Source organism: Embleya sp. NPDC050154 (assembly GCF_044460165.1).
Classification (GTDB): domain Bacteria; phylum Actinomycetota; class Actinomycetes; order Streptomycetales; family Streptomycetaceae; genus Embleya.
Genome location: NZ_JBITJP010000003.1, coordinates 226,016 through 243,605 on the forward strand (window position 1 = coordinate 226,016; position 17,590 = coordinate 243,605).

18 protein-coding genes are annotated in these 17,590 nt (G+C 71.8%); 4 read left to right on the forward strand and 14 right to left on the reverse strand.

The features are described from left to right. Positions 1–81: 81 nt before the first annotated feature. The 9 genes from ACIBSV_RS07670 to ACIBSV_RS07710 all read right to left on the reverse strand — a co-directional run bounded on the left by ACIBSV_RS07670 (position 82) and on the right by ACIBSV_RS07710 (position 8,165). Positions 82–831, reverse strand: coding sequence for a restriction endonuclease (locus ACIBSV_RS07670; RefSeq protein ID WP_395860294.1), 750 nt, complete (start codon positions 829–831; stop codon positions 82–84). Between the two features lie 281 nt (positions 832–1,112). After that, complete coding sequence (locus ACIBSV_RS07675; protein WP_395860296.1) at positions 1,113–2,978, reverse strand: helix-turn-helix domain-containing protein; 1,866 nt, start codon at positions 2,976–2,978, stop codon at positions 1,113–1,115. A 1-nt stretch (position 2,979) separates the two neighbouring features. After that, the gene (locus tag ACIBSV_RS07680) at positions 2,980–4,272 is read right to left on the reverse strand and encodes a cytochrome P450 (protein ID WP_395860298.1); all 1,293 of its coding nucleotides are present in this window, start codon (positions 4,270–4,272) and stop codon (positions 2,980–2,982) included. Beyond that, the gene (locus ACIBSV_RS07685; protein WP_395860300.1) at positions 4,269–4,862 is read right to left on the reverse strand and encodes a GTP-binding protein; all 594 of its coding nucleotides are present in this window, start codon (positions 4,860–4,862) and stop codon (positions 4,269–4,271) included. Before ACIBSV_RS07685 ends, ACIBSV_RS07680 begins: the two co-directional genes overlap by 4 nt. Beyond that, positions 4,843–5,223: a DUF742 domain-containing protein gene (locus ACIBSV_RS07690; protein WP_395860302.1), complete on the reverse strand. Its 381-nt coding sequence runs from the start codon at positions 5,221–5,223 to the stop codon at positions 4,843–4,845. The genes ACIBSV_RS07685 and ACIBSV_RS07690 overlap by 20 nt, the downstream gene beginning before the upstream one ends. Continuing rightward, positions 5,220–5,657: a roadblock/LC7 domain-containing protein gene (locus ACIBSV_RS07695; protein ID WP_395860304.1), complete on the reverse strand. Its 438-nt coding sequence runs from the start codon at positions 5,655–5,657 to the stop codon at positions 5,220–5,222. The genes ACIBSV_RS07690 and ACIBSV_RS07695 overlap by 4 nt, the downstream gene beginning before the upstream one ends. Further along, on the reverse strand, positions 5,657–7,282 hold the full coding sequence (locus tag ACIBSV_RS07700) for an ATP-binding protein (protein ID WP_395860306.1): 1,626 nt from the start codon (positions 7,280–7,282) through the stop codon (positions 5,657–5,659). Before ACIBSV_RS07700 ends, ACIBSV_RS07695 begins: the two co-directional genes overlap by 1 nt. A gap of 335 nt (positions 7,283–7,617) precedes the next feature. Beyond that, entirely contained in the window at positions 7,618–7,770 is a 153-nt protein-coding gene (locus tag ACIBSV_RS07705; RefSeq protein ID WP_395860308.1) for a hypothetical protein, read from the reverse strand. A gap of 74 nt (positions 7,771–7,844) precedes the next feature. Then, positions 7,845–8,165, reverse strand: a complete 321-nt coding sequence (locus ACIBSV_RS07710) for a cupin domain-containing protein (RefSeq protein WP_395860310.1) — start codon at positions 8,163–8,165, stop codon at positions 7,845–7,847. Between the two features lie 588 nt (positions 8,166–8,753). On the opposite strand from ACIBSV_RS07710, the gene ACIBSV_RS07715 reads away from it, so the two are divergent. The 3 genes from ACIBSV_RS07715 (at position 8,754) to ACIBSV_RS07725 (ending at position 11,060) form a co-directional block, all read left to right on the forward strand. Then, on the forward strand, positions 8,754–9,590 hold the full coding sequence (locus ACIBSV_RS07715) for a class II glutamine amidotransferase (protein ID WP_395860312.1): 837 nt from the start codon (positions 8,754–8,756) through the stop codon (positions 9,588–9,590). Positions 9,591–10,150: 560 nt separating this feature from the next. Then, positions 10,151–10,327: a hypothetical protein gene (locus tag ACIBSV_RS07720; RefSeq protein ID WP_395860313.1), complete on the forward strand. Its 177-nt coding sequence runs from the start codon at positions 10,151–10,153 to the stop codon at positions 10,325–10,327. 124 nt (positions 10,328–10,451) lie between these two features. Then, the gene (locus ACIBSV_RS07725) at positions 10,452–11,060 is read left to right on the forward strand and encodes a TetR/AcrR family transcriptional regulator (RefSeq protein ID WP_395860314.1); all 609 of its coding nucleotides are present in this window, start codon (positions 10,452–10,454) and stop codon (positions 11,058–11,060) included. 164 nt (positions 11,061–11,224) lie between these two features. Here ACIBSV_RS07725 and ACIBSV_RS07730 read toward each other — a convergent pair whose 3' ends face one another. From ACIBSV_RS07730 to ACIBSV_RS07740, 3 genes are all read right to left on the reverse strand, one after another. Then, positions 11,225–11,989 carry an SDR family NAD(P)-dependent oxidoreductase gene (locus ACIBSV_RS07730; protein WP_395860316.1) on the reverse strand — a complete coding sequence of 255 codons (765 nt, stop codon included), beginning with the start codon at positions 11,987–11,989 and terminating at the stop codon, positions 11,225–11,227. 247 nt (positions 11,990–12,236) lie between these two features. Then, the gene (locus ACIBSV_RS07735) at positions 12,237–12,881 is read right to left on the reverse strand and encodes a dihydrofolate reductase family protein (RefSeq protein WP_395860318.1); all 645 of its coding nucleotides are present in this window, start codon (positions 12,879–12,881) and stop codon (positions 12,237–12,239) included. Positions 12,882–13,136: 255 nt separating this feature from the next. Then, positions 13,137–13,418, reverse strand: a complete 282-nt coding sequence (locus tag ACIBSV_RS07740) for a three-helix bundle dimerization domain-containing protein (protein ID WP_395860320.1) — start codon at positions 13,416–13,418, stop codon at positions 13,137–13,139. A gap of 360 nt (positions 13,419–13,778) precedes the next feature. Between ACIBSV_RS07740 and ACIBSV_RS07745 the strand changes: the two genes are divergently transcribed. After that, entirely contained in the window at positions 13,779–14,063 is a 285-nt protein-coding gene (locus tag ACIBSV_RS07745; RefSeq protein WP_395860323.1) for an amphi-Trp domain-containing protein, read from the forward strand. Positions 14,064–14,167: 104 nt separating this feature from the next. On the opposite strand, the gene ACIBSV_RS07750 is transcribed toward ACIBSV_RS07745, so the two are convergent. Both ACIBSV_RS07750 and ACIBSV_RS07755 read right to left on the reverse strand, forming a co-directional pair. Continuing rightward, on the reverse strand, positions 14,168–15,607 hold the full coding sequence (locus tag ACIBSV_RS07750; protein WP_395860325.1) for a diacylglycerol/lipid kinase family protein: 1,440 nt from the start codon (positions 15,605–15,607) through the stop codon (positions 14,168–14,170). A gap of 250 nt (positions 15,608–15,857) precedes the next feature. Beyond that, a complete protein-coding gene (locus ACIBSV_RS07755; protein ID WP_395860326.1) occupies positions 15,858–17,471 on the reverse strand; it encodes an MFS transporter in 1,614 nt (537 codons plus the stop codon). Positions 17,472–17,590 lie beyond the last annotated feature (119 nt).

Sequence of the window (17,590 nt, forward strand, 5' to 3'; positions counted from 1 at the left end):
GACCCGGCCCCACACCGGACATCCGCGTACAGTTCGCCTCGGATCCGCGTCACCGCGGCCCATCGGCAAATACACCGAATGTTATCCGAGGCGCGGTGCGTCGAAGTCGATGATCGCCTCTGTCGGGGCTCCCGTTCCGCCGAGCAGGACCGTCGAGAGTTCGCTGCCCGCCATCCACCGACCCAGGGCCCGCCGGTCCAGGGTCACGATGTCCTGGGCCCGGGCGAGCCGACGGGCGGGAGCCGTGAACCTGGAGTTCGTGACGAGCACCGCGACGTCGGCATGGTGTACCGGCCGCGCGGTTCCCACGAAGCGTTGCATGTCCGGACTGCCCACCGCCCGTGTCCTGCCGAGCCGCTTGCATTGGATGACGAGGCTGCGCCCGTCCGGGAGCCGGGCGACGACATCCGCCCCCAGGTCGCCCGCTCCACCGCTGACCACCACGTCGCGGCACCCGTCACGACGACACAACTCCGCGACGTGTTCCTCGAATCCGGCTCCGGTCATGGCGTCCACGGCGGCAAAGGACACCGCCCGCCCTCGCGTGATCGCCCGCGTACGCGGCGCCCATCGCCGCCGTTCGGAGCGAACCGCCGGTCGGAGCCGACCACACGCGTACAACACGCCGATCGCCGTCACGGCGACGACCACGATCGCCGCCAACAGGTCCCACTCCTGTCGCGCACCGCAATACGCCGCGACGACACACACGGTGGGCGCGAGCCACCAGAACACGCGGTCGTATCGCACGAATCCACCGATTCGCGCCTCCCGACCGGTGCCGCGCCCGAGCAGTCCCGGGCCGGATTCGGCCACCGAATCCTCGATCATGGGACGTATCGTGCTCAAGTCCGCTCCCTCTTCCCCGACCCGAGCAGCGGACTCCGCCACAACGGACCATCCGGCGTCCCGTGTTCCCACCTCGACGCCGCTCCGCGCCCCGGCCGATGCGTACCCTGCCGGAGCACGCAACTCGCCGATGGTCAGGCGACGTTCAAGCTTCCCTGACGCTGCCCTCGATCGCCGGTTCCAACCCCCGCGTTCGGTCGGCCGGCCATTGCCGTGCGCTTCGCGCCGGCCGGGTCGGCGGCGGGGCGAGACGAGGGCGGCCGTCAGCGGCTTGCGGCGAAGCCACCGGCGCCCTGGGCGGGCCGGGGCGGGTCGCCGGGCAGCGCGGGGTGCGCGCCTCCCGGTGGCGTGGTCGCGTACAGCGCGACGGTCAGCGTCCTGAGGCCGCTCAGGCGCTGTTCCCCCTCCTCCGCCACGTCCTGCGGCAGGCCGGTGATCAGGTCCCTGGCGAGGAGGGGTTCCGCGGCGTGGATGTGCGCGCGGACGGTCTTGGTGGCGATCCCCAGGCGTGCCGCCGTCGCGTCGGCGTTGAACTCGGTGAGCACCCAGGTTCGCAGGGTACGGATGAGGTCGCGTCGATCGTCCGCCAGCGGCCGCAGCGTCCGCTCCGCCCACCCGCGGACCTGGGGATGGGAGAGTACGCCGTGCAGTGACACGTCCGAGCCCTGCCCAGGGGGCGTGGAGGGGAGTGTGCTGACGATCTGGATTGCCAGGGACAGCGTGATGCGGTCGAGCGTGCGGTCCGGGTTGATCCCGATCTCGGCGCACACGTGGTTGACCCGCCGGGCGATCGTGTTGCGGTGCACGCCGATGATCCGGGCCGCCGCCGACGTCCGGAACTCCAGTGCCATCGCGGTGGCTTCCAGGATCTGTTGCCCGGCTCGCGGCAGGCTCAGGATCGGCTCGAGGAACCCGGCGGCCCACCCGCGGGCGGCGTCCGGCAGGACGTCCACCAGGCCGGGGGTGCGGGACGAGGTGATGACCGTGCGCTCCGGGTGGTGTACCGCACGGGACAGGGCGTCGGCCGCTTCCCCGTAGGCGTCGCCGACCCCTTCCAGCGGATGCACCGGGCTGCCTCCGACCGCGACGTCCGCGCTGCCGAACGCCTGGCGCAGGGCTCGCAGTTCACGTTCCGCGTCGGTTCCGGGGTGTTCCGGGACGACGACGATGACGTGCTCGTGGTAGGCGGGGCAGCGGATGGCCAGTGCCCGGTCGTGGAGGCTGCGTTCCACCTCCGCCATGACGGTGTCGCGGTCCGCGCGTGCGCAGTCCACCACGAAGACCCGGGCGGACTCGCTGTCCAGGAGCCCGGGGGTGACGCCGGCCATGACCCGTCGGGCATGGGTGGTGTTGCCGGTCATCAGGAGTTGGAAGGCGGAGAGCCGGATGCCGCGGACGGCGGTGGTCAGGGCCGTGTCGGTCTGCCGGGGCCGGGGCGCCAAGGCGAACGTCAGCGCCGTGGCCGCGTGATGGACGATCTCCCGGTCCGCCCGCCCGGCGGGTTCCTTGGTCGCGACGATCAGGACCTGGTCGGCCGACAGGTGGACGGTGCCGGCGAACAGGCCGGCCGGCGTCGTCTGCAAGGGGCGGTCCGGCCGTTGGATGACGGAGGCCAGGGTGAGCGGGGCGGCCGGTGGCACCGCGGCGAGGATGCCGTCCGCGCCGCGTACGACGACTTCCGCGTCCAACTCGTCGGCCAGGAGCCGGCTGATCGCCCCGACGGCGTCGTGGGAGGTCTTGAGCTGCCCGATCAGTTCCGCCAATCTGGCGGCGTGCCGCCGGGCCCGGTCCGCGCCGAGGTCCAGCACGCTCTGCGCGAGGCCGGATCGCCACGCGGAGAGCGGGCGCGTGGAGGTGAGCAGCGGGAAGCCGCGGTGCTCCGCGGCTCGCCGGAGCGCGGCGATGGAGGCTTCGTCGGGGGCTTCCGCGACCGCGAGCCCGGCCGCCCCACCCGCGGCGAGCGTCGCCAGGAGCCGGTCCACGACCTGGAGGTTCGCGGCGTTGGCGACGATCAGGGCGTTCGCGATGTCCGCGCCGATCCACTCGCGGCCGGACAGGATGAGGGCGCGGTGCACCTCCCGATCCGCGCCGACCACCGGATTCAGCCCGAACTCGGGAATCGCACTCAAGTCACGCAGGGACAACATGTCCTGCGGTCACCCCTTTCAGACCGGAACCGGAATCAGTGTCCACGACGGGTTCGCCGTCGCCTCGCGCGGGCGGCCCGTCGGCGCCGCGTCCGCCGTCGGGCGCGAACAGGACGCCCAGGTGCGCCGGGCACCGCCGGAACGGGCCGGGCCTGCCGGAGATCGCCGGAGTGGGTGTGGACAGGTCCCACAGGGCGTCGACGACCGTTTCGATCGCCGCTTCGGCGATGGTGGAGGCCACGGCCTGCGCGGGGCATCGGTGGGGGCCGGCCGACCACGCCAGGTGGCTGCGGTCCCGGGACCGCGGCATGCCGGGCCGAGCCGGGGCCGGTCCGGTGGCGGCGTGGCCGATCAGGATCGGCACCCCGGCGGGTATCGCGACACCGTGCAGGGTCGTGGGCCGCCGCGCGTAGTGCACCGACGCGTTCACCACCGGACACCGGGTCGCCAGGGTGGCGTCCATCGCGTCGCGGATCGTCACCGCGCCGCCGACGAGTTCGCCGGCATACGCCGGTTCGGTGAGCAGCGCGTGCAGCGTGGTGCCGATCCAGGCGGCCGTGGACGTGGCGCCGAGCAGCACCATCGAGCGCAGCAGCAGTTCGGCCTCCCGGTCGCCGAGCGCCGCCGGGTGCGCCAACATCCACGACGTCACGTCGGCACCGGGCCTGGCTCGCTTGGCCGCGACCACTTCGCCCAGCGCACGGTTCAGTTCCCCGGACGCCTCGGCCGCCTCCGGCAGCGCGTCGACCACGGGCCAGGCGTACGCACGGACTTGTTCGGCGATGTCCGCCGTGCCGCCGAGCAGCTCGACCAGGGTGTGTACGGCGACGCGTTCGGCGAACTCGGCCATCAGGTCCGCGTGTCCGCGGCGGGCGAAGGACTTGACGAGTTCCCGTGCGTAGCGCTGGACGCCGCGCCGGATGGAGTGCAGATCGACGCAGGCCAGGCAGTCGTCCACGACCCGCCGCAACCGCTGGTGCTCCTCGGCGTCGGTGTGCTGGAGACCGCCGGCGTACATGAGCGCGAGTCCGGGCGGGACGCTGTCGCGCGCCAGGGCCTCCCACGTGCCCGGGTCCCTGGTGTACGCCGGGTCGCCGAGGAGCTCGCGGGCGGCGGCGTGGTCGGTGACCACGAGGACCCGTACGCCGTCCGCGACTTCGGCCCAGGCCACCGGTCCGGCGGCGCGCAGCGATCTGTGGGCCGCTTCCGGGTGTTCGCGAAACGCGGTGCCGAACAACCGTGGCAGGGCGGCGGATTGCTGGTCCCGGTCGGTCATCGGGCGCGGCTCCCTGCGGGTCGGAGGATGTCGGTGACCAGCGCGACCAGGGCGCGCTTCGCCGAGTGCATGGTGCGGGCGTCGATGAAGACGAGGGGGCGGTCGCCGGGGAGGGTCAGTGCGTCGCGCAGCGCGTCCTCGGGGTATTCGGGGGCTCCGGGGAAGGTGTTGACGGCCACGACGTAGGGCAGTTCGGCCTCCTCGAGGAGGTCGATCGACTCGTAGGACCGGTCGATGTACCGGGTGTCGACGAGCACCAGCCCGCCCAGGGCACCGGTCAGCAGCGAACGGATCATCGCGGCGAAGCGTGGCTGCCCGGGTGCGCCGAACAGGTAGACCACGATGTCGCCGTCGCCGAGCGTGCGCCGCCCGAAGTCCATGGCCACCGTCGTCGTCGACTTCGTGTCCACCGCCACGTAGTCCACCAGTTCGCCGGCACGCGTCAGTCGCTCCTCGGTGTGCAGCGGACGCATCTCCGAGAGCGTCGCCACGTAGGTGGTCTTGCCGACACCGAACGCCCCCAGGACCACGACCTTCACCGATCGTGCCCTGGCGGGCAGATATCCGCGGTCAGAGACGCTGGAGGCCATGCAGAACCCTTTCGAGGAAGTCCCGGTCGTGCGGTTGTGCGAGCGGCGTGAAGGGGTCCGCGGCACGTACGTGGCCGCTGACGACCAGGTCCGCGACGACGGCACGCGCCACGGCCCCCGGAAGCTCCAGATGCGCGGAGACGTCCGCCACCGACAACACCCCCGGCACCAACAGCGCGACCACGCGACGCGCTTGGACGCCGAGTCCGGTCACCGGGGCCGTGGGGTCGACCGACAGCAGCGTCGCCACGTCGATGCGGGGGCGTTCGCCCTGCGGTGCCGCCGCTTCCGCGCGGATGACCGTGTGCGAGCGGACGACGCCGCGGCGCGTGTGGCCGCTACCACCCGCGCCGGAGGTCATGCCCGGGCGGGTGCCTGGCGGTCCCGGGCGGCAAGGAACGGTCCCAGGGCCTTGATGAGTTTGAGCGATTTCGACAGTGCCAACTGCACGTTCTGGCTGATCGAGTCGCCTTCGACGGCGACGCCCAGGCCGCTGTTGCGGCCTGCCGCGAGCAGGAGGACCGTGTACCGCGTGAAGTCCATGATCTGATAGCGCATCAAGAGGTCGTCGGGCGTGGTTCGGCAACAGTCGGCGAACGTGTCCTGCAGGGAGGCCACGCCGGCGAACGCCGCGCAGGACCGCTCGGCCTCGTCACGGCCCAGGCCGTCGGTGGCCGCCAGCGCCAGCCCGTCGGTCGAGAACAGCACGGCGGAGACGACGCCCTCCCCGAGGAGCGCGTTGAGTTGCGGGCGCAGGTCGGCCGTGTCGGCCGTGGCGTGCGGGTACTCGGACATCACGTGCTCCAACCTTCGTTGACGCTGTCGCTTCGGTCGTACTCGGCCGCCAGGACACCCCTGAGCCGAGCGAACCCCTCGGTGAACGCCTCGGCGTCGGCCACCTCCTCCTGTCGCGGCGCCGGGTCCCTGCGCGCCGGGCGCCGCGGCTGCCGCTTGGGCAGCCCGTACGCGGTCAGCTCCGGTGCGGCGGGCGTTTCCCCCGCCGTGGTGGACGGAGAGGTCGCCGGGGACACCGCGGTGGGGATGTCGGTCCCGCCACCCGTCCCGGCCGTGGGCAGCCGCGCCGCGGGCAGTTCGGAGACGTACGGCTCAGCCGCGGGCAACTCGGCCGTGTACTGGTGATCCTCGGGCAACTCGCCCTGGACCGCGGCCGGTTCGGCGGCGTACGTCCGACCCGCGGGCAGTTCGGCCGGGTACGGCGCGGCGGCGGACGACGGCTCCTGTTCCACTGCCATGGGTGGGTACCGCGTTTCCTCGGGTCCGTCCGCGACCAGATGCCCGGTGGGGATCAGCAGGTCGGCCCGGACGCCGCCGGAAGCCGACGGGGACAGGCCGACCCGCAGCCCGTAGGCGTGTACCAGACGCCCGATGACCAGGAATCCGAGGCGCCCGGGATCACCCAGGCCCGTGACGTCGGTCTCGCCGGACGCGAGTGCGCGCTCGGCCTCCTGGAGTTGGAGCGGACTCATGCCCAGCCCTTGGTCCTCGACCGTGATGCGCATGCCGGCCGCCACCCTGACGACGTGTGTGGCGGCCGGGGCCCCCGAGTAGGAGGTGGCGTTGTCCAGCAACTCCGTGAGGACCACGATGACCGGCTCCACCACGAGACCTTCCACCACCGTCTCGCCGGTCTGCGCCCGGTAGGTGTAGTCGACCGCCTCGCTCTGCCGGACGCGTCCGCGCGCGCTCTCCACGATCTCCGCGACGGTGCAGTTCGCCCGTTGCACGCCCGGCCACGACTCGGTCAGGATCCGCAGGCGCTGCACGGTGTGCCCCGCCAGTGTGACGCTGTGGTCCACCCGGGCGAGCGTGCGTGTGTACGCCCCGTCCGGACGTGCCGACAATTCCGGGTCGTCCTGGTCGTCGAGCGCGTTGTCGATGTCCCGCTGGGCACGCGTCAGGGCCGCCTGGATCTCCTCGGCCGCGACCCGCACTCCGGCGCGGGCCGAATCCTCGACGCGGCGCCGGACCGCGGCCGCCGCCTCGCGCAGCGCCTCCTCGATCTCCGCCATGCGCTCCGCCACCTCGGAACCGTCGAACACCTCCGGACGGCGCAGCCCCGTGGGCGCGGCGATCGACACACCTTGGAGGCGCTGCGCCACCGCGGGCAGACGTACTGCGACCAGGTGTTCCAGCTCGGCCATCACAAGCTGGAGTTGCGACCAGTTCGCGGCGGCTTCCGCCCTGACCTCCTCGACCTCGCGGAGCACCGCGGAACGGGCCTCGTGAGCGGCCTGCCCGGCCGTCTGCTCCGACCGGGCCGCGGCCTGCCGGGCCCGGTCGTGCACCTGTCGGACGTGTTGCGCGGCTCTGCGTCGCCCCGGCAGGTGGCCGAGCCACGTCAGGCCGGCGGCGAGGCCCGCACTCGAAGCGCCGACCCAGATATGCACGTCATCGATCACGAATTTCAAACCAATCGCCGCACGAAAGGAGCCGGTGGTGCACCGGTGATCCGGAACCCGGTTTCCCGGTTCCGGCTGCGGAGATCAGCACGCTAGAGGACGACCGGAGCGCGGAGCCACGGCCCTGATGCACCAATTTCGGCCATCCATAGGGCACTCGTGCACCATTTGAAGCACCGGATGCCCCCATCGGCCGCTTCGGCGGCCCGGGGTGGGCAGCGGTGCACTTCCGGTGCGTCGGGGCGTCGAGTCCGTCGGATTCGCGCCCGAGCCGCCGGTACACACCGTTGAACACGCGGTAGCCGTCCGCCCGCTTGTCCCGGGCCGAGCCGTCGTCAGGAACCGGGCGGGCGGCAGCGCCGACAGCGGCAGGCCGGGTACGCGCTCGTCTGCGCGCACACCCGCTCGGAGACGACGACGGTCTGCGGTGCGGCAACCGGGATACGGTCGCCGGTCGTCTCGTCGACCCGGTAGACGGCCAAGGTCATCCGGCGAGGTCGCGGTTGCCCGGGCCAACGGGACTCCGGTGCGCTGGTCATCGACATCACCAGGCCCTTCGGCGCTACAGGCCCGCGGGGTGGATCGCGAGCACCGTGCAGCCCACTTCGGACTGCGGAAAGTGCACCGAGCCCGGGGTGCCCACGATGACGCTGCCCTTGCCGTACTCGGCGTGTCCGTCCAGGAACACGCCCTCGGTGACGATCAGGATCTCCGGCTGGGCATGGGCGTCCTTCCCGAAGGCGGCGCCCGGCGCGAAGTTCAGCTCCATGACGACCGACGGGTCCTCGGTGCTGCCTTCCTTCAGCACACGGGCGACGATCCCGTCGGCGACCGTCGACGGCGGCGTGTCCTGGATCGAGGTCACCCGGAATCCTGGCTGCATGATCGTCCCTTCCCTTGCACGGCACACATCTCGACCGCCCGGAGCCTGGTCTCGGTCCGGCCGGCGGTGATGAGCACGCTAGAGGGACGCGCGTGGCCGGAACTACGACCTCCGTGCACCAATTTCCGGCGCCGAATGGGGCCCCGTGCACCATCTCTTCCCACCGGATGTGCGTGCCGGTCACCGCGTCGACCGAACCAAGGGCGCGCGTGCACCGGCGAGTGCGACGCCGATGACGGCCGCGCACACCGCGGGACCGCGGCCGGCCGTGTCCGCGGCCCGATCCGGCCGCCGCCCTTGCCGCATCGGCTTCCGCCCGGGTGCAACCACCGGCGGACGTGCCTAGAGTCGAAAGGTGGAGACCGTGGAGTCCGGGCGGCGTGGACATCCACGACGTCGACGCGGAAGCGGTCCGTCGCTACGTCGCCGAAGCCCCGGGAGCCGTGTGACGGGGGCGATGTGCCAAGGCCGGATCCGCACAACGCGCTCGTGTCGGGCGCGGCGGCCCGGGCCCGGCGGCGCAGACCCACGACGCGGTTCCGCGGCGCGGGTTCCGCAGCGCAATCCCAAGACCGGAGGCGGTAGACGATGTGCCGTTGGCTCGCCTACGCGGGAACCCCCATCCTGCTCGAGACCATCCTCTACAAACCGACTCACTCGCTGATCGATCAGAGCCTGCACTCCCGGCTGGGCGTCGAGACGACCAACGGCGACGGCTTCGGCGTCGGCTGGTACACACCCGGCGTCGACGCTCCGGCGCTCGTGCGGGACACCGGCCCGGCCTGGAGCAACCGCAATCTCCGGGAGATCGCCGACCACGTCCGCTCTCCCCTGATCTTCGCGCACATCCGGGCCTCCACCGGCACGGCGGTACAGCAGAGCAACTGCCACCCGTTCCGTCGCGGGCGTTGGATGTGGATGCACAACGGTTCCATTACCGACTTCCACCGCACCAAGCGAGACCTGGCCCTGGCCGTCGATCCGGACCTCTTCCCCGACATCGAGGGGTCGACGGACTCCGAGCTCATGTTCTTCCTGGCACTGTCCTTCGGCTTGGAGCAGGACCCGCCGGGCGCCGTGGCGCGGATGGCCGGCCTGGTGGAACACACCGGTCGACGGCACGGCGTGGAGTTCCCGCTGCAGATGACGGTCGCGGTGACCGACGGCCGACGACTGTGGGCATTCCGCTACTCCAGCCAGACGCAGTCACGCTCGCTCTTCTACAGCACCCGAGTGGACACGCTGCGCGCGCTCCACCCCGATGTGGCGTTCCTGCGCGAGGTTTCCGACGAGACCCGCCTGATCGTGTCGGAGCCCCCCGGCGACCTTCCCGGTGCCTGGAACGAGGTCCCCGAGGGCAGCTACGGCATCGTGCAGTCCGGCGAGAATGAACTACACCCCTTCGCCCCCAGCCCGCCCACCTGAGGGATCACGCTCCTCCTTCTCGGGGACGTACCGGCCCGGCGCGACCCAAAAGCCGGGCCGGTCGGCGTCCACTCTCGTGCCTGGTCCACGATTCGGGACGCCAACTGCTCGGCCGGCCGTACGGCGGGGCCGTCGCGGCGTCGAGAGAGGACCGGGCCCAGATGGCGGCGCGGGCTCGGCTCGGCCGGCGGGATCTCGCTCAGTTCGCCGGCCGGCATGCCGCCCGCTCAGGAGGGTTCGCGGTGGGATGGGTTCCTCTCTCGACGCGGATCAGGGAATTTGGGCGATGGCTTCGCGGCGTGGGTCGTGGTCGGGGCGAGGCGTGGTGTGCGTGCCGGGTTGTTGACCGGGGCGTGCTCGGGCAGGCGCACGGCGGTCTTGTGCTGCTCCGCGATTCGCGTGGCGGGTGCGAAGCCCGCCGAGGTCGGAGCGACGGCTTGTGCGGCTACGGCGGACAGGCTGTGCGCAGCGGCACGCTCGGCGCAGGACGGGGAATTCGGCTGTCCGGCCCGCGCGCCATCGCCGTCCTCGCCCGCGGAACCGCTTCGACCGTGCCCGGCATGCTGCCCGTCCCCGAATACGTCGATGCCGCCGGGGAGTTCGCCCGCCTCCACCGCCCCGACGGCCCGACCGGCTTGGTCGTCCGCCCGGAGGGGTACCTCGGCGCACGCTTCCCGCTCACCGACACCGCGGCGGCCCTGTCCGCCTACCTCACGGCCTTGTCCGCGCCGGTATGAGCCCGGTCGACCGCGGCGAGGGTCGCGACCACGGCCGGCCACCACTCCCCCACCGCCCGCAGCGCCCCGGCCGCTCGGCCGTCCACTAAAGTGGACCACTCAGTCCATTGCAAGGAGGCGGGGCATGCCCGGGGAGCTGACCGCGAAGGGCAAGGCGACGCGAAGTCGGATCGTCGCGGGTGCGGCGGCGGTCCTGCGGGAAAGAGGCGTCGCCTCGACGACGCTGGACGACATCATGGCGCGGACCGGCACCAGCAAGAGCCAGCTTTTCCATTACTTCCCGGCCGGCAAGGACGAACTGCTCGTCGCGGTGGCCCGGTTCGAGGCGGAGCAGGTCCTGGAGGACCAGCAGCCGTATCTGGGCCGCCTCGACTCGTGGGAGGCCTGGGAGCAGTGGCGGGACGTGGTGATCAAGCGCTACGAGGCGCAGGGGGACCAGTGCCCGCTCGGGTCGCTGTTCCTTCAGGTCGGGCGTTCGACTCCCGGGGCGCGCGCGATCGTGATCGAGTTGCTGCGCCGCTGGCAGGAGAGCCTGGCCGCGGGCATCCGGGCGCTGCAGGCGGGCGGCATGCTTCCCGCCGAGCTGGATGTCGACGTGCGGGCCGCCTCGCTGCTGGCGGCGATTCAAGGGGGTGTGTCGATCCTCCTGTCGACGGGTCGGTCCACGCATTTGCGCGCCGCTCTCGATCAAGGGATCGCGGACCTGCGCCGCGCGGGCGGCGCGGTGGCGTGATCCGCCGTCGGGCCGACGCACGGGCCCATCCGGGTCGGGCGCCGTCCTGCCCGGCCGCCGCGCACCCGCCCGGCAGGCGCGGTGCGTGCGCGTCCGGCCCCGGACCGGGGCGGGCGGCTCCGCTGGAACCACCCGCCCCACGGCCGTCCCCGGGGCGCCCTGCTTCAGCCGGCGATGACGGCGGCGGTGGTGCGCCCGCCGTCGACGTCGAGCACGATGCCGTGCACGAACGAGGACTCGGCACCGGCCAGGTACACGGCGGCGTTCGCGATGGCGTCGGGGGTGCCCATCCGTCCGGCGGGGGTGCCTTTCATCATGATCTCGCCGGGGTGGGCCTCCTCGGGTGCGGGCGTCAGCACCACACCCGGGGAGATCGCGTTCACCCGAACACCATGCGGCCCGAACTCCGCCGCCCAGGCCCGGGTCAGGGTCTCCATGGCTCCCTTGGTGGAGCTGTAGAGGGCGCCGACCGGAATGCCCAAGCGGGCGATCCACGAGCCCAGGTTGATGATCGCTCCGTCGCCGGCCTCCGCCATGACGGGTGCCACGGCCGCGGTCAGGAAGAACGGGGCCTTCACGTTGACCGCGTAGACCCGGTCGAACGTGCTCTCGTCGGTGGCCGCCGTGGTGTCGCCGGGGTAGATGCCGGCGTTGTTGACCAGGACGTCGATGCGACCGCCGAGAACCCGCGTCGCCTCCCGGGCCAGCACCTGCGACGCGGCGGCGCTTCCGTCCAGGTCGACCTGCACGAACTCGGCCCGGCCGCCCCGGGCGCGGATCCCGTCGACGACCTCCCCGCCACGCTCGGCGCTGCGGCCCGAAACGGCGACGTACGCTCCCTCGGCGGCGAATGCCTCCGCGATCGCACGTCCGATGTTGCTGGTCGCTCCGGTCACCAGGGCGGTCCGCCCCTCGAGTCGCATAGACATGGTCCACTCCGTTGTTCGATGCTCCACCGTGAACCCGAACGGCCGGACCGCATACCGCCGTCGACCGGACGAGGGCCCTGGACGACCAGGGCGCAGGGCCACTGTGCGATGGAAAAATTGGACCAGCAAGTCCAAACCTGCGGATGCTCCGGACCACGGGTCGACATCGGAGACCCGAGACGCCCGCGGGCCCCGGACCCACCTCGGGATCCGAGGCTCCGTGCGCCTCACGTGGGCGAAATTCGCGTCACTTCCGCCAGAACAAGTGGTGCGTCACGCCGCTCGGGCTGGGCACGACCTCCAGGTGGAAGCGGTCGAGCAGTTCGTCGGGTGACTGCCACAGTCGAAGTCCGGACCCGAGCTTCACCGGCGACACCGCCACGTGCATGGTGTCGACGAGGTCGGCGTCGAGGAACTCCCGGATGACGGTGACCCCGCCGCCGAGCCTCACGTCCTTGCCCCCGGCCGCCTCCCGCGCCTGTTCGAGAACCGTGGCCGGGTCGCCGTCGACGAAGTGGAACGTGGTGTCGGAGAGCGTGAACGAAGGCCGCCCGTGGTGGGTCATGACGAACACCGGGGTACGGAACGGCGGCTCGTCGCCCCACCAGCCGCGCCATTGGTGATCGAGCCAGGGCCCGCGCTGGGGCCCGAACTTGTTGCGACCCATGATCTCGGCACCGATGTTGCGCGGGTAGTCGCGCGTGAAGTGATCGTCGAGGCCCCGGCTGCCCCCGGGATCGGTACGCATGGGCCAGCTCGCCGTGGCACCGGCCCAGGCGAACAACCGCTCCGGCTCCACGTGGCCGAACGGGCGCTCGAAGGTCTGATCCTCACCGGCGCCGATACCGTCGGCGGAGACGCTGAAGTTCTGCACCCTCAATAGCTGAGTCATGATTTCCTCCCATGTTGTCGACAACGGCGATGAGACCCACCGCCGCGGATCGGCGGTGCCCGGTCGATGTCCTCCGCACGGGTTCGGCCGGGCTCGCGCGTTGCTCTCACGGGTGGGTCGGAATCGCTCTCCCGTTCTCGACACGGCTGCGCGGGAAATCCCGAGCAATCTTTCGGGCCGTCTGCCACGTGCCCGGCCGCACGGCCTTGTCGGCGGCACGGCGCCGCTGCCTCCGGGGTGACCACCGTGTTCGGCTCACCGCTCCACGATGTGCCAGGCCGTGGCTCCGTGTCCCCGGGACTCGATGTCGGGCGGCAACGTCGCCGGTGCCGGGGGCGTGACGCCGTCCGCGAGCATGGTTCTGGCGCGCCGTTCGACCAGGATCGGGACGTACGTCCGGATCGGGGCCTCCCTCAGCGCGTCCTGGGCCGCCTCGACGAGCGCGTCGACGGTGGCCGGATCCACGGAGGGAAAGGCGCATTTGAGCCGGGCCGCCGCATGCCGGACCGCTGCCTGCTCATCCTGCCGGGCGTTCATCCGAAGATCCTCGAGGACGTCACCGACGGTGCCTTCCACAGATGATGCGGTCGGGTCACCCACCCGGGGCGTCATGACCGCATCGCCGGGCGACCCGGGGGCTGCGGCGGATCAGGTGTGGACCGGCCACGGAGGCGATCGGCCCCGTCTCCATGGGAACTCGCCCGACTCCCGGCGTCCAGTCGGGGCGGTCCGTCGGGCGCCGCACCGGGAATGCGACCGTACGACGCTCGGGAGCTTCGTACCGCCGACACCGCTCGTCCAACGCCGCAGCCCGTCCGGTGCCACCGGATGCCCAGGTGCCACGCGGGGCGCAGACTCGACTGCAGAGACTGTTCGTAGCGGAGTGGGAGGCTTCCCATGAAGGACCTCAAGTTCGAGCAGAAGGGCTCCCTGTCACGGACCGAGGCGGCCGAGTTGCTCTCCGCGCTTGCGACCGCGCTGAGGCGCGGCGGTCACGTCGAGTTGGAGCTCGGCCCCGGCGTGCTGAGCATGCACGTTCCCGACGAGCTGCGCAGCGAGGTCGAGGTGGAAGTGGGCGACGGCGAGATCGAGCTCGAGATCGAACTCAAGTGGTCGACCACGCAGGCCAAGACAGCAGCGGCTCCGAAGTCGAAGTCCGGCGAGGCACCCACCGAGCGGTGACTGTTGCCGCGCCCGTTGCCGGGCGCGGCTCAGCGGCCGCCGAAGGGCGGTGGGTCGTCACGCCGTGGTGCGCCGTCAGCTCGCGGTGGGCCGTCGGTCGGCCGTCACTCCCGCTGCCCGCGACGGGTCGAGGAGGTACCGCCGCCCGCGGGACGCGTCGTGTTCAGCGCCTGGTGACGCAGCAGGGCCAGGTCGATCGGCGGCTTCGACCGTGGCACGCCCGGCCGTTCCCGCGGCACGCGCACCCGCAGGGCGAGCGGCCGGATCGTCAGTCGCACCGGGGTGGGCATGAGCACGGCCTCACCATCGATGCCGACCGGGATCCGGGTGGCGTGCGACTCGACGAGCACCTCGTGTGCGACGAGTGTGCGCAGTCCTCGGCCACGGCGGCCACGCAGCAGTTCGACGGCCTGCTCGGCGTTGCCGACCGTGATCGCGATGACGCCGAGCAGGCCGCTGTCGAGGCGGGCCCGCCGGCCCAGCTCGGTCGGACCGCCGAACTCGTACGGGTTGTTGCTGACGAGTAGTGCCTTCGGGCCCTCGATGACCACCTCGCCGTCGATGCGGACGACCAGGTGCGGGCCGCGCCGGCCGGAGAGCGTTTCGGGAAGCAGTTCGAGCATCGTGCCCCGCTTGTCGTCCCGGTACGCCGGGCTCTGCACGACGTCGGCGTAGGCACCGAACGAGGCGGTGTTGACAAAGGTCCTGCCGCCGATCAGCCCCAGGTCCACGCAGACCTCGACGCCGTCGTTCAAGGCGTCGAGGCCGGCGTCCGGCCGTTCCCGGTCCAACCCGAGGTCCATCGCGAAGTGGTTGCGTGTGCCCGCCGAGACCACGAGGAACGGAAGGTCGTTCTCGGCGGCGATGCCGGCGACGAGCGCCTGGGTGCCGTCGCCGCCCGCGACCCCGAGCAGATCGGCCCCGTCCGCCACCGCCTTCCGGGCCAGTGCGGCGACGTCGATCTGGCCGGGGCCGTCGAGCAGCGCCACCTCCGCGCCCCGCGCGGTCGCCTTGTCGTCCAGTGCGAACCGGGCCACCTTTCCGCCGCCCGAGCGCGGATTCATGATCAGAAAGGGTCGGATCGGGGGCGGCGTCTCGCGCTCGGGCATGCCGGCAGGCGGCCGGGCCAGGATCAGGGCGGCCCTCGCGGCGGCAACCGCCAGTGCCGCCAGGAGCAGCGTCAGCACGATGTCCCACACATGGCCGCGGGCGATGTAGCAGACGATCACGGTGATCGGCGCGGCGACGGCGACGCCGGCGCAGATCCAGCGCAGTGGGCTTCGGTTGCTCAGGAAGCCCCACAGCGCCGCGACCGTCACCACGAGTCCGAGCACACCCACGATCAGCACCAGCAGGCTGCTGCGACCACCACTGACGAGGATCGCCGCGGCGCCGAGCGCCGCCACGAAGGCCAGCCGGGCCAGCCGGCGCTGGGAGGCCGTCACCGGCGGCCATTGCTTCTCGGGGGTCTCGGCCGCCCCGAGAGGACGCCCAGGGCCGCGGCCTGTTCCCGGGCCCCGGCCGGGCTTCTCGGAATCCGTCATGACTCCTCCGTGACCGTGTGCACTCGGGACGCGGGATCCGCCCGAGCCTCCGCGCCGGTCATCGTGCTATCCACGTTAGTGCCGGACTCGGTCCGGCACCCTCCGACCCGCGACGAGCCGGAGCACCACCGACGGCAGGACACCTGCGCGAGCGCCGCCCACGGCGTCGTGCCGCGCCCGCGCGGTCGCGGCGGAGGGGCGTCGTCCACGCCGGTTTCGAGCCGGGTCGGGTCGTCGGGATCCGCGTCGTCTACGCCGGTTTCGAGCGAGGTTGGGTCGTCGGGATCCGTTGGGTGAAGAAGATCGCGAGGAGTGCGGCGAAGGCGAGGATGGCGAGCGCGGCGCGCAGGCCGTCGAGCCTGGCGTCGTTGTTCGCGTCGAGCGCGGCCTGGGACACCTCCGGGCTTGTGCCCGCCTTGTCGAGGGCGGACTCGAGTTGGGCGTCCGAGAGGAAGGGGGCCCCACTCTCGAGCTCGTCGGTCGCCTGGCTCGTGACCTGGGGCGGGACCGCCGGGTTCTGCTCGATGGTGGTCAGAAACGAAGTGGTCATCGTGGCGATCAGGACGGACCCCGCGAGCGCCGTGCCGATCGAGGCGCCGAGATTGGTGACCGCGTTCTGAATGCCGCCGACCTCCGCGCTCTGCTCGTCCGGCACCGCCGAGACGGTGACCGATCCGAGCTGGGAGGCCAACGCACCCATGCCGAGCCCGATCAACAACAACGGGACGGTCACGACCTCCGCGCCCGCGCCCGCGTCGAGTGCGGCCATCAGCGCCACCGCGCCCGCGAGCAACGCGAGGATCCCCAGCCGTACCACGCGCCGCGGCGAGACGTTCGGGAGGAATCGCGGAATCAGGATCGCGGCCGCCAGCAGCGTGAGCGAGAGCGGCAGAATGCGCACGCCCGTGTCCAGCGCGGACAGCCCGAGTGCCACCGACAAGTACAGCGGTACGACGAAGAACACGCCCATCTGCACGAGGTATTGGAAGAAGAACATCGTCAGGCCCCCGGTGAGCTGCCGGTTGCGCAGCATGGCCGGGTCCACGAGCGGATCCCTCCCCCGCTCCACGAGGCGGGCCTCCCAGTGCAGGAAGAGCCGGATGACGGCCAGACCCGTCAGCATCAACCACACGACCAGCGAGATGCCGAGCCAGGCGGGCGCATCGGCCTTCGGCAGAAACCAGCCCCATTCGCTGGAACGCAGTACGCCGAAGACGAAGGTCCCGAGTCCGGCGGCGGAGAGCACGGCGCCGACGAGATCGATGCGGGCACGTTCGCCGGTCGGCGCGTCGGCGACACGTCGGGCGAGCAGCAGGATCACGAGCACGATCAGGACCTCGCCGGCGAAGACCCACCGCCAGGAGAAGTACGTCGTGGCGACACCCCCGATCAGTGGCCCGAGCGCGATCGCCACCGCCCCCGCGGCGGCGACGAGTCCGTACGCGGCGGGCCGGCGTTCCGCGGGGAAGTTCCCGGCGACGAGTGCCACGATCGCGGGCAGGATGAACGCCGCCCCGATCCCCTCGAGGAACGACCAGCCGAACAGGAGAACGGGCAGGTTCGGGGCGAGTGCCGTGGTCAGGGAGCCGCAGCCGTAGACGACGCAGCCGATCATGAACGCGCGCTTACGGCCGATGAGTTGGCCGACCTTGCCACCGGGGATCATGAACATCGCCATCACCAGGGTGTAGGTCGTGATCGCGCCCTGGATTCCCGTCACGGTCGTGCCCACGTCCTCGGCGACCGTCGCGATCGAGACGTTCATGACGGAGCTGTCCAGCGCCATCACGAACTGCCCGGCGGCCAGTGTCCCCAGGACGAGTCCCGCCGCCGAACGCTTCGCGGTCCCGGCCGTGTCCGTCATGGCCACATCGTCGCAGCGTCCCAAAGGGCGGGCTCGCGGCTCGCCACGGCGGTACGTCGAATGGCGGCAGCCGACGCGCGGAATCCCCTACCGGCCGACGCCACACCGGTCCACCACCG

What these genes read in the sequence shown, in the direction of transcription:
- ACIBSV_RS07690 (WP_395860302.1), bottom strand. Translation starts at nt 5,223, where the DNA reads ATGACCTCCGGCGCGGGTGGTAGCGGCCACACGCGCCGCGGCGTCGTC.
- ACIBSV_RS07685 (WP_395860300.1), bottom strand. Translation starts at nt 4,862, where the DNA reads ATGGCCTCCAGCGTCTCTGACCGCGGATATCTGCCCGCCAGGGCACGA.
- ACIBSV_RS07755 (WP_395860326.1), bottom strand. Translation starts at nt 17,471, where the DNA reads ATGACGGACACGGCCGGGACCGCGAAGCGTTCGGCGGCGGGACTCGTC.
- ACIBSV_RS07695 (WP_395860304.1), bottom strand. Translation starts at nt 5,657, where the DNA reads ATGTCCGAGTACCCGCACGCCACGGCCGACACGGCCGACCTGCGCCCG.
- ACIBSV_RS07730 (WP_395860316.1), bottom strand. Translation starts at nt 11,989, where the DNA reads ATGTCTATGCGACTCGAGGGGCGGACCGCCCTGGTGACCGGAGCGACC.
- ACIBSV_RS07735 (WP_395860318.1), bottom strand. Translation starts at nt 12,881, where the DNA reads ATGACTCAGCTATTGAGGGTGCAGAACTTCAGCGTCTCCGCCGACGGT.
- ACIBSV_RS07725 (WP_395860314.1), top strand. Translation starts at nt 10,452, where the DNA reads ATGCCCGGGGAGCTGACCGCGAAGGGCAAGGCGACGCGAAGTCGGATC.
- ACIBSV_RS07745 (WP_395860323.1), top strand. Translation starts at nt 13,779, where the DNA reads ATGAAGGACCTCAAGTTCGAGCAGAAGGGCTCCCTGTCACGGACCGAG.
- ACIBSV_RS07715 (WP_395860312.1), top strand. Translation starts at nt 8,754, where the DNA reads ATGTGCCGTTGGCTCGCCTACGCGGGAACCCCCATCCTGCTCGAGACC.
- ACIBSV_RS07710 (WP_395860310.1), bottom strand. Translation starts at nt 8,165, where the DNA reads ATGCAGCCAGGATTCCGGGTGACCTCGATCCAGGACACGCCGCCGTCG.
- ACIBSV_RS07680 (WP_395860298.1), bottom strand. Translation starts at nt 4,272, where the DNA reads ATGACCGACCGGGACCAGCAATCCGCCGCCCTGCCACGGTTGTTCGGC.
- ACIBSV_RS07750 (WP_395860325.1), bottom strand. Translation starts at nt 15,607, where the DNA reads ATGACGGATTCCGAGAAGCCCGGCCGGGGCCCGGGAACAGGCCGCGGC.
- ACIBSV_RS07670 (WP_395860294.1), bottom strand. Translation starts at nt 831, where the DNA reads ATGATCGAGGATTCGGTGGCCGAATCCGGCCCGGGACTGCTCGGGCGC.
- ACIBSV_RS07720 (WP_395860313.1), top strand. Translation starts at nt 10,151, where the DNA reads ATGCTGCCCGTCCCCGAATACGTCGATGCCGCCGGGGAGTTCGCCCGC.
- ACIBSV_RS07705 (WP_395860308.1), bottom strand. Translation starts at nt 7,770, where the DNA reads ATGACCTTGGCCGTCTACCGGGTCGACGAGACGACCGGCGACCGTATC.
- ACIBSV_RS07740 (WP_395860320.1), bottom strand. Translation starts at nt 13,418, where the DNA reads ATGAACGCCCGGCAGGATGAGCAGGCAGCGGTCCGGCATGCGGCGGCC.